General features: G+C 44.4%; 6 protein-coding genes and 1 pseudogene. 6 read left to right on the top strand and 1 reads right to left on the bottom strand.

Translation table 11 applies throughout. From position 1 onward, the window contains the following. Window positions 1-593 (top strand): DnaJ C-terminal domain-containing protein (locus AAGC65_RS23620; protein ID WP_343114932.1); only part of this gene is annotated, 593 nt, incomplete at its 5' end. A gap of 94 nt (window positions 594-687) precedes the next feature. On the opposite strand, the gene AAGC65_RS23615 is transcribed toward AAGC65_RS23620, so the two are convergent. Further along, window positions 688-1,590, bottom strand: a complete 903-nt coding sequence (locus tag AAGC65_RS23615) for an alpha/beta hydrolase (protein WP_343114931.1) — start codon at window positions 1,588-1,590, stop codon at window positions 688-690. A gap of 194 nt (window positions 1,591-1,784) precedes the next feature. Here AAGC65_RS23615 and AAGC65_RS23610 point away from each other — a divergent pair, with 194 nt between their 5' ends. From AAGC65_RS23610 to AAGC65_RS23590, 5 genes and pseudogenes are all read left to right on the top strand, one after another. Further along, the gene (locus tag AAGC65_RS23610) at window positions 1,785-2,402 is read left to right on the top strand and encodes a hypothetical protein (RefSeq protein WP_343114930.1); all 618 of its coding nucleotides are present in this window, start codon (window positions 1,785-1,787) and stop codon (window positions 2,400-2,402) included. A gap of 76 nt (window positions 2,403-2,478) precedes the next feature. Next, window positions 2,479-3,387 (top strand): ABC transporter ATP-binding protein, encoded by a 909-nt coding sequence (locus AAGC65_RS23605; RefSeq protein ID WP_343114929.1) that lies wholly within the window; start codon window positions 2,479-2,481, stop codon window positions 3,385-3,387. A 3-nt stretch (window positions 3,388-3,390) separates the two neighbouring features. Beyond that, window positions 3,391-4,644 (top strand): ABC transporter permease, encoded by a 1,254-nt coding sequence (locus tag AAGC65_RS23600; protein WP_343114928.1) that lies wholly within the window; start codon window positions 3,391-3,393, stop codon window positions 4,642-4,644. 77 nt (window positions 4,645-4,721) lie between these two features. Next, a complete protein-coding gene (locus AAGC65_RS23595; RefSeq protein ID WP_343114927.1) occupies window positions 4,722-5,648 on the top strand; it encodes an exopolyphosphatase in 927 nt (308 codons plus the stop codon). Window positions 5,649-6,309: 661 nt separating this feature from the next. Next, window positions 6,310-7,393, top strand: a pseudogene (locus tag AAGC65_RS23590) (M1 family peptidase); the annotation flags it as partial.

Raw genomic sequence — 7,393 nt, 5'->3', positions numbered from 1 at the left:
TGGGCCAGATGCAAACTACCAGCACCTGCCCTACCTGTAACGGCGAAGGTTCAACCATACTGTCAAAATGTAATGTTTGTCATGGCGACGGCGTAGTACGCGGCGAAGAGCTGATCACTATCAACGTACCTGCAGGTGTTAGCGAAGGTATGCAGCTGAGCATGAGCGGCAAAGGTAACGCGGCCCCACGCGGTGGCGTTCCCGGCGATTTAATTATACTGATTGAAGAGATACCTCACGAAACTTTAAAACGTGACGGAAACAACGTGATATATGACCTGCATGTAAATTTTGTTGATGCCACCTTAGGTACAACCGTTGAAGTGCCTACCATTGATGGTAAAGCTAAAATCAAGATTGACCCGGGAACCCAGGGTGGTAAAATCCTGCGCCTGAAAGGTAAAGGTGTTCCTGAGGTAAACTCATACCACCGCGGCGATCAGCTGGTACACATCAATATCTGGACACCAAAAGCTATCAGCAAAGAAGAGCGCGATATACTGGAAAAACTGCAATCATCTCCAAACTTTAAACCAAACCCCGGCAAAAACGAAAAAAGCTTTTTCGACCGGATGAAGGAATATTTTGAGTAAAAGCGGAAAGCCAAAAGCTGAAAGGTCTTAATCGAATTAGAAAGCCCAAAATCATTATGATTTTGGGCTTTCTGTTTTGGAGGTATCGGAAATTTTAAAAATTTTGTTCCTGAAACCAGGTTTCGCAAGCAGCATTAAATGCTTCCGGTTGCTCTATCCAGGGCATGTGGCCGCAGTTTTCAATAACTACTAATCTTGATGATGCTATCCTGTCACGCATCCTTTCGCCCTGAGTTATGGGGTCGCAAATAAAGTCGTCATCACCGGCTATGATTAATGTGGGTACAGTGATTCGGTTTAACTCAGGCAAGAGGTTTTTACCCTGAAAGCCTGACATTTGAGTAAGCTTAAATACCTCATCATTATACTCCATGCCTGCAAAAACAGTTTGGGCCATTTCGGGCTTGTAAAAATAGAATGCGCCCATTGTGTCAATTACCTCTTTAAGGGTCAAAGCGGCCTTATCCTTACTCATCATTAAGGCGGTAGCTTTATCATGATAACCTGGGTTGGCTATATAAAAAGGCTCTTCTTTTTTCTTAGCAATTCGTCTCATCAATTCTTCACCCCTTACACCATCGGCAGCGGCAATGGCATCAATAGAGATAATGCCCAGCAAGTGCTCGCTGTGTTCAATGCCATAGGCCAGCACCTGGTGCCCGCCGCCCGAATGCCCGGTAACAAATATTTTTTCGGCACCCAGGTATATCCTTAAGGCTTCCATATCGGCCACATAATGCTCTACATGGTATTGATCGGCATTATTGGGCCCGGTTGATCTGCCGCTGTGGCGGGTATCAAAATATACTACGGTACAATGCTGCTCACAAACGGTAAGCGGCATAATATAATTTACAGAAGGTCCCCAACCCGGCGACGGAACCAGCATAACAGGGCCGCTGCCCTTTACGTAATAATGTATGGTGATGCCATTCACCTCTGCAAAATGTTCGCCCTCAAGCAGTGGAGATGATGGATCGGTTTTAATATTTTCCATAATAAATTCGTTTAAGTAGTAGATATTACCAAGCGAAGGTACAACGCCATTACAGTTTAGCCTATCACCAAATTCGGGTATATCTAATGGTAAACCCTATACAGGTTACCAATTTGAATCATGAATGACTTTCAAAGCACCTTTGTTTGTATACATATAGTTTATAACTTGGTATAAATCAACCATCACTATCTATGAACAATAAACCGGCAACTCAGATAGCTGTAATTGCTGTCTTTCTGCAAATCGCTATGCAGCTTATTTTTCAATACATCGGTACAAATCTTTTCGGCTTTAATGAATATCTCCGTTATTTTTTATCAGGATTATCTATACTCACCTATCTCCTGGTACTCGCTTTCCTGTTAAGTGTACTGAGGTACTACAATGAAAAAAACAGCATCGCCATAGCTTTTGGAGTATACATTATTTTTACTACAATAAACAATACTGTAAACCTGACTATTGGCTATTGGATGGCTAATCCGGTTACTTATTATACCATTTCAAGCATTGTACATTTTTTCATGGTACTGTATGTGGCCATTATGGCATTTATGGTTAAGCATCCGGTAATACGTAAGGGGTTCGCGTTGTTTGCCATTTTATCATTGGTAGCTACTATTGCTGTTATGTTTTTGCCTATGTTATTTGGCTTGCTTAATATTGGCTTTAAGGCATACCGTTATATTTACTTGATTAGTATTTTACCGCTTATTGCAGCCATCATTATCTTTAACAAAACAGGCGAGGATACCAAAAGCCCGGATTTCCTGAGCGACAAGCCCTTGTTCAAGAACGATCCCTTTTAACCAACGGCGGGCTGTATCGTGTAACATTCAGCCAAAGTCGGTATCTAAATCTTACTATTTACTTATAAACCATTACATGTTAAGCATACGCCATATTGTTAAACAATACGCCGGCCATCGTGCGCTGAGCGATGTAAGCCTGGAAGTAGAAAGCGGACAAATATTCGGTCTGCTGGGCCCAAACGGAGCCGGTAAAACATCGTTGATACGTATTGTTAACCAGATAACCGCTCCTGACTCGGGCGAGGTTTATTTTAACGGCGTAAAACTCAACCAATCGCACATTAACCGTATTGGTTATCTGCCCGAAGAGCGCGGTCTTTACAAAAAAATGGAGATTGGTGAGCAAATGATATACCTTGCCCGCCTTAAAGGCATGAGCCGTGATGAGGCCAATAAACGGCTCAAATACTGGTTTGAAAAACTGGGTATTGAAGCCTGGTGGAAAAAGAAAATTGAAGAACTTTCAAAAGGCATGCAGCAAAAGGCCCAGTTTGTGGCTACCGTACTGCATGAGCCTGATCTGATCATCCTCGATGAACCTTTCAGCGGCTTTGACCCTGTAAATGCCGAGGTGATCAAGGATGAGATACTGGAGCTTAACCGCAAGGGCGCTACCATCTTGTTCTCCACCCACCGTATGGAATCGGTTGAGGAATTGTGCGATGCTATAGCGCTGATCCATAAATCGCAAAAGATACTGGACGGCAGGGTGAAACACATCCGCAACTCGTACCGAAATGACACCTACCTTGTTGAGTATACCGGCCCGCAACTCAGCTTTGATGGCTCGCAGCCTTTTGAGATCATTGGCGATACTATTTCTGAGGACGATAGCCACATCATCCGTATCAAGCTTAATGGCAGCCATAACTCTAACGATGTATTACAATACCTGATACCGCGAACCCGCATTAACATGCTGCAGGAAGTAATACCCAGCATGAATGAGATATTTATTGAAAAAGTAAACCAAATTGCCTAAATCATGAATAAAGTATTACTCATTATACAGCGCGAATACATTACCCGGGTACGCAAAAAATCGTTCATCATCATGATATTTGTGGTACCACTGTTGATACTGGCTATGGGTGCCGCAATTGTGCTGATAGGTAAAAACAGCAATAAGTTGTCGTCCCTGCAAATTGTTAATGTGATTGATAACAGCAAACTTTTTGAAGGGAAACTGCATGATACAACAAATATCAAGTTTGTTAAAGGCGATCAGGACCTGAACAAGGCCAAGGCAACATCCAAAAACGACGAAAACATCTCGACACTGTACATCCCGACTGATTATATGAAAAAAGGCGGGGTGCAGCTATTCTCCAAAAAGAAACCGGCCCTTCAGCTCAGTGAAGAAGTTGAAAAGCAGATGAATGATATCGCCATCAATAACAGCATGTTGGAACACCATATTGACCCGGCTTTGGTCAATACCATCAAAAATACCAATATCAGTATCAACGCTGTTGAAATTACCAGCACCGGCGATAAGGATGCCAACATCGGTCCGAACATAGCCGTAGCCATAGCTTGTTCTATATTTATTTATATCTCGCTGTTAATTTACGGCGGCCAGGTAATGCGTGGTGTAATTGAAGAAAAAACGAGCCGCATTATTGAGGTGGTGATATCGTCGGTTAAACCATTTCAGCTGATGCTGGGTAAAATAATTGGTGTTGGATTGGTGGGGCTAACCCAGTTTTCGGCCTGGATCATCTTGTCGGTCATTTCGTCAAAAATAGCCGGACAAGCATTTAACTCACCGGCCAGCCCCATGAGCGGGATCTTACAAACCCTGCAAACTATCCCGTTCGGGTATATATTATCCTGCTTTCTGTTTTATTTTTTAAGCGGTTACCTGTTGTACAGCGCTTTATTTGCCGCGGTAGGTTCGGCGGTGGATAGCGAAACGGAAACCCAGCAGTTTATGTTCCCCATTACGTTGCCATTATTATTTACCTACATGCTGGCGGTATCTGTACTATTCAGGGCTCCTGATAGTCCGCTGGCTGTGTGGCTATCCATCATCCCTTTTACCGCCCCGGTGGCCATGATGGTGAGGTTACCGTTTGATCCGCCGGGCTGGCAGCTTGCCCTGTCGATGGCTATGATGGTAATTGGCTTTTTATTTACCACTTATGTAGCCGCCCGTATTTATCGCGTAGGTATATTGATGTACGGTAAAAAAGCAAGCTTTAAAGAACTGGGCAAATGGTTCTTTTACAAAGAATGAGTTATGCATCCCCCGAAATAATCATATAAAATCCCCGGAATGACTAAACAATTTCGGGGATTATTTATTTTAGAGGCATGAGTAAACGCGTTGCCGTGATGGACCTTGGTACCAACACTTTTCATTTATTAATTGCCGAGGGCACCGTACATGATTATCATGAAGTTGTTCATTTTCATGAACCCGTAAAACTTGGTGAAGGTGGTATTAACAAAGGCTACATTATTCCCGAGGCCTTTGAACGTGGCATCAATACCATGCAAAAATTTCTGGAACAAATAGCTTCACACCAGGTGCAGGCGGTTAGGGCTATTGCTACATCAGCTTTGCGCAGCGCATCAAACGGTGCCGATTTTATCAGCCAGGTAAAAGCTAAAACCGGCATTCAAATTGAAATTATTAATGGCGAACAGGAAGCAGCTTTTATTTATGAGGGCGTCAGGATCAGCGGGTGCTTATCGGCAAAAAACTCGCTCATTATGGATATTGGCGGTGGCAGCGTAGAGTTTATTTTGGGCAATGCTGATCACATCATCTGGAAACAAAGCTTTGAAATTGGCGCGGCCCGCCTCATGGATCTCTTCCACCGCACCGATCCCATCCCCCCCGCATCTATTGAGGCTTTAGACGTGTATCTCGAAGATAAACTCGCTGATTTGTTCACCGCTGTTACCAATCATGAGGTTGATACCCTCATCGGCTCCTCAGGCGCGTTTGAAACTTTTGCCGAACTGACAGAGATTGACAAAGGCCATTCCTTCAATCTTAAAACCACTAAAAATTACAGCTTTGACCCTAACGAATTGCTCATAGAAACCAATAAACTGGTACAATCAACCCATCAGCAAAGGGCTGCCAATAAAAGCATTATCCCCGTTAGGGTTGATATGATCGTGGTAGCTTCGCTCCTTACCCGTTTTATTATTCAAAAGCTGGCTATCAGCAAAGTAACCATGTGCAGCAACTCTCTTAAAGAAGGTGTTTTGGCAGGGATGTTGGGGTGAGGTTCTTCGTTCGTCATTGTGGAAGTACGAAGCAATCTGCGTTAGCATGCCGGATTGCATGGCGAAGTCCCGCTCTTGGCCGCGGGAGGGCCAGTTACTTTTGTCGCCACAAAAGTAACCAAAAAGGCTTTCAGCAGAAAGGCTTCTTTGCCGCACATGGCCTTTGCCCTGCAAAACAGGCAGAACCACGGGCTGCAAAAAGTTGCCCTACTTCGTTCACTCAATACCCTGCGCTTCCGCAAATATTTGCTATGCCCCTGCAACCGCACAAGGCCACCGAGTTCTGCCTGCTTTCACCCGAAGCTTTTCTGCTGACTGTCTGAATCGGAATTTACAGAATTTGAGAATAGACAGAATTTTAAATCATCTATCTATAATGCAAATCAAAAAACGGGTAAAGGCCTGACAAAAAAGCGGGCCAGGGTGTTTTGCCTGTGGGAGGAAGCTTTTTTTTGTCTTGATCTTTTGGTTACTTTTGTATCAAGACAAAAGTAACAGCCTTAGCGGCAATTGAGCGCTCTAAGCCATGCATTCTACATTTAGATCCCGATCATGCGTAGGTTGTGCTTCATTCCACAAGATAAGTCCCTCAGTCTATCATTTCAAAATCCCTCCCCAACTTATCTCCATCCTTTGTATATTGGACGCTTAAATACGCTCCATGAAATTACACTTTACCGGCTTAGGTCTGCTTGCCTTATTGGCGCTGAATGTACAGGCCCAAAACAAAAAGATAAACCCTAACGATACCTCATCCAACTATAATCCGGCCGAAGCTTTTTCGCCGCAGTTTTATAGCGAAAAGGGGAACGACTTTCATGCGGCCAACGGTAATCCAGGTCCGCGGTATTGGCAAAATCGCGCTAATTATACTTTAAACGTAAAGCTGGATACCGTGAGCAAAACCATCAGCGGTACCGAAACAATCGACTACACCAATAACAGTCCAGATGCCCTGCAATACCTGTGGCTGCAGATGGATCAGAACACGTATAAAAAAGATGCCCGGTCAAACTTCGTGACAGGCTTTGCACCTAAACCCAATCAGCATACCGATGGTTACCAGATTGAATCGGTATCGGTGGAAGAAGGCGGCGTAAGCAAGCCTGTAAAGTTTGTAATTACCGATACCCGCATGCAGATCAGACTGACCAAAGCGGTAGCACCTAATAAAGGTTTGGTGCGCATCAAAATCAAATATCACTACACCATTCCGGGCAACTTTGGCAACCGTACCGATTATGTAGATACCAAAAACGGCAAGATATATGAAATTGCCCAATGGTTTCCGCGTATGTGTGTTTATGACGATAGCCGCGGCTGGGATACCCTGCCATTTTTAGGCAGCGGCGAGTTTTATTTAGATTATGGCGATATTGATTATAGTGTAAACGTTCCCTGGGATATGATCGTGGCCGGATCGGGCGAGCTACAGAACCCTAAAGAAGTATTGACCGCCAAGCAACTGGCCCGTCTTGATGCTGCCCGCAATAGCGATAAAACCATCATGATACGTGATTTGGCCGAGGTGACTGACCCGGCCAGTCGCCCGGTGCAAAAAGGCACGCTTACCTGGCACTTTAAAATGCTGAACACCCGCGATGTGGCCTTTGGCGCGTCAAAGGCTTACGTATGGGATGCCGCCCGAGTAAACCTGCCCGATGGTAAAAAATCATTGGCCATGAGTGTATACCCTGCCGAAAGCTATGGTAACGATGCCTGGGGCCGCGCTACCGAATACCTGA

The sequence above is a fragment of the Mucilaginibacter sp. genome (assembly GCF_039207105.1).
Classification (GTDB): Bacteria; Bacteroidota; Bacteroidia; order Sphingobacteriales; family Sphingobacteriaceae; genus Mucilaginibacter.
The sequence above is the reverse complement of the archived record's forward strand: the minus strand, read 5'-3'. Positions and strand labels throughout refer to the sequence as shown.

Bases quoted from the DNA above. Each gene is read 5' to 3' on its own strand.
- AAGC65_RS23605 (WP_343114929.1), top strand. From the start codon at position 2,479: ATGTTAAGCATACGCCATATTGTTAAACAATACGCCGGCCATCGTGCG.
- AAGC65_RS23610 (WP_343114930.1), top strand. From the start codon at position 1,785: ATGAACAATAAACCGGCAACTCAGATAGCTGTAATTGCTGTCTTTCTG.
- AAGC65_RS23595 (WP_343114927.1), top strand. From the start codon at position 4,722: ATGAGTAAACGCGTTGCCGTGATGGACCTTGGTACCAACACTTTTCAT.
- AAGC65_RS23600 (WP_343114928.1), top strand. From the start codon at position 3,391: ATGAATAAAGTATTACTCATTATACAGCGCGAATACATTACCCGGGTA.
- AAGC65_RS23615 (WP_343114931.1), bottom strand. From the start codon at position 1,590: ATGGAAAATATTAAAACCGATCCATCATCTCCACTGCTTGAGGGCGAA.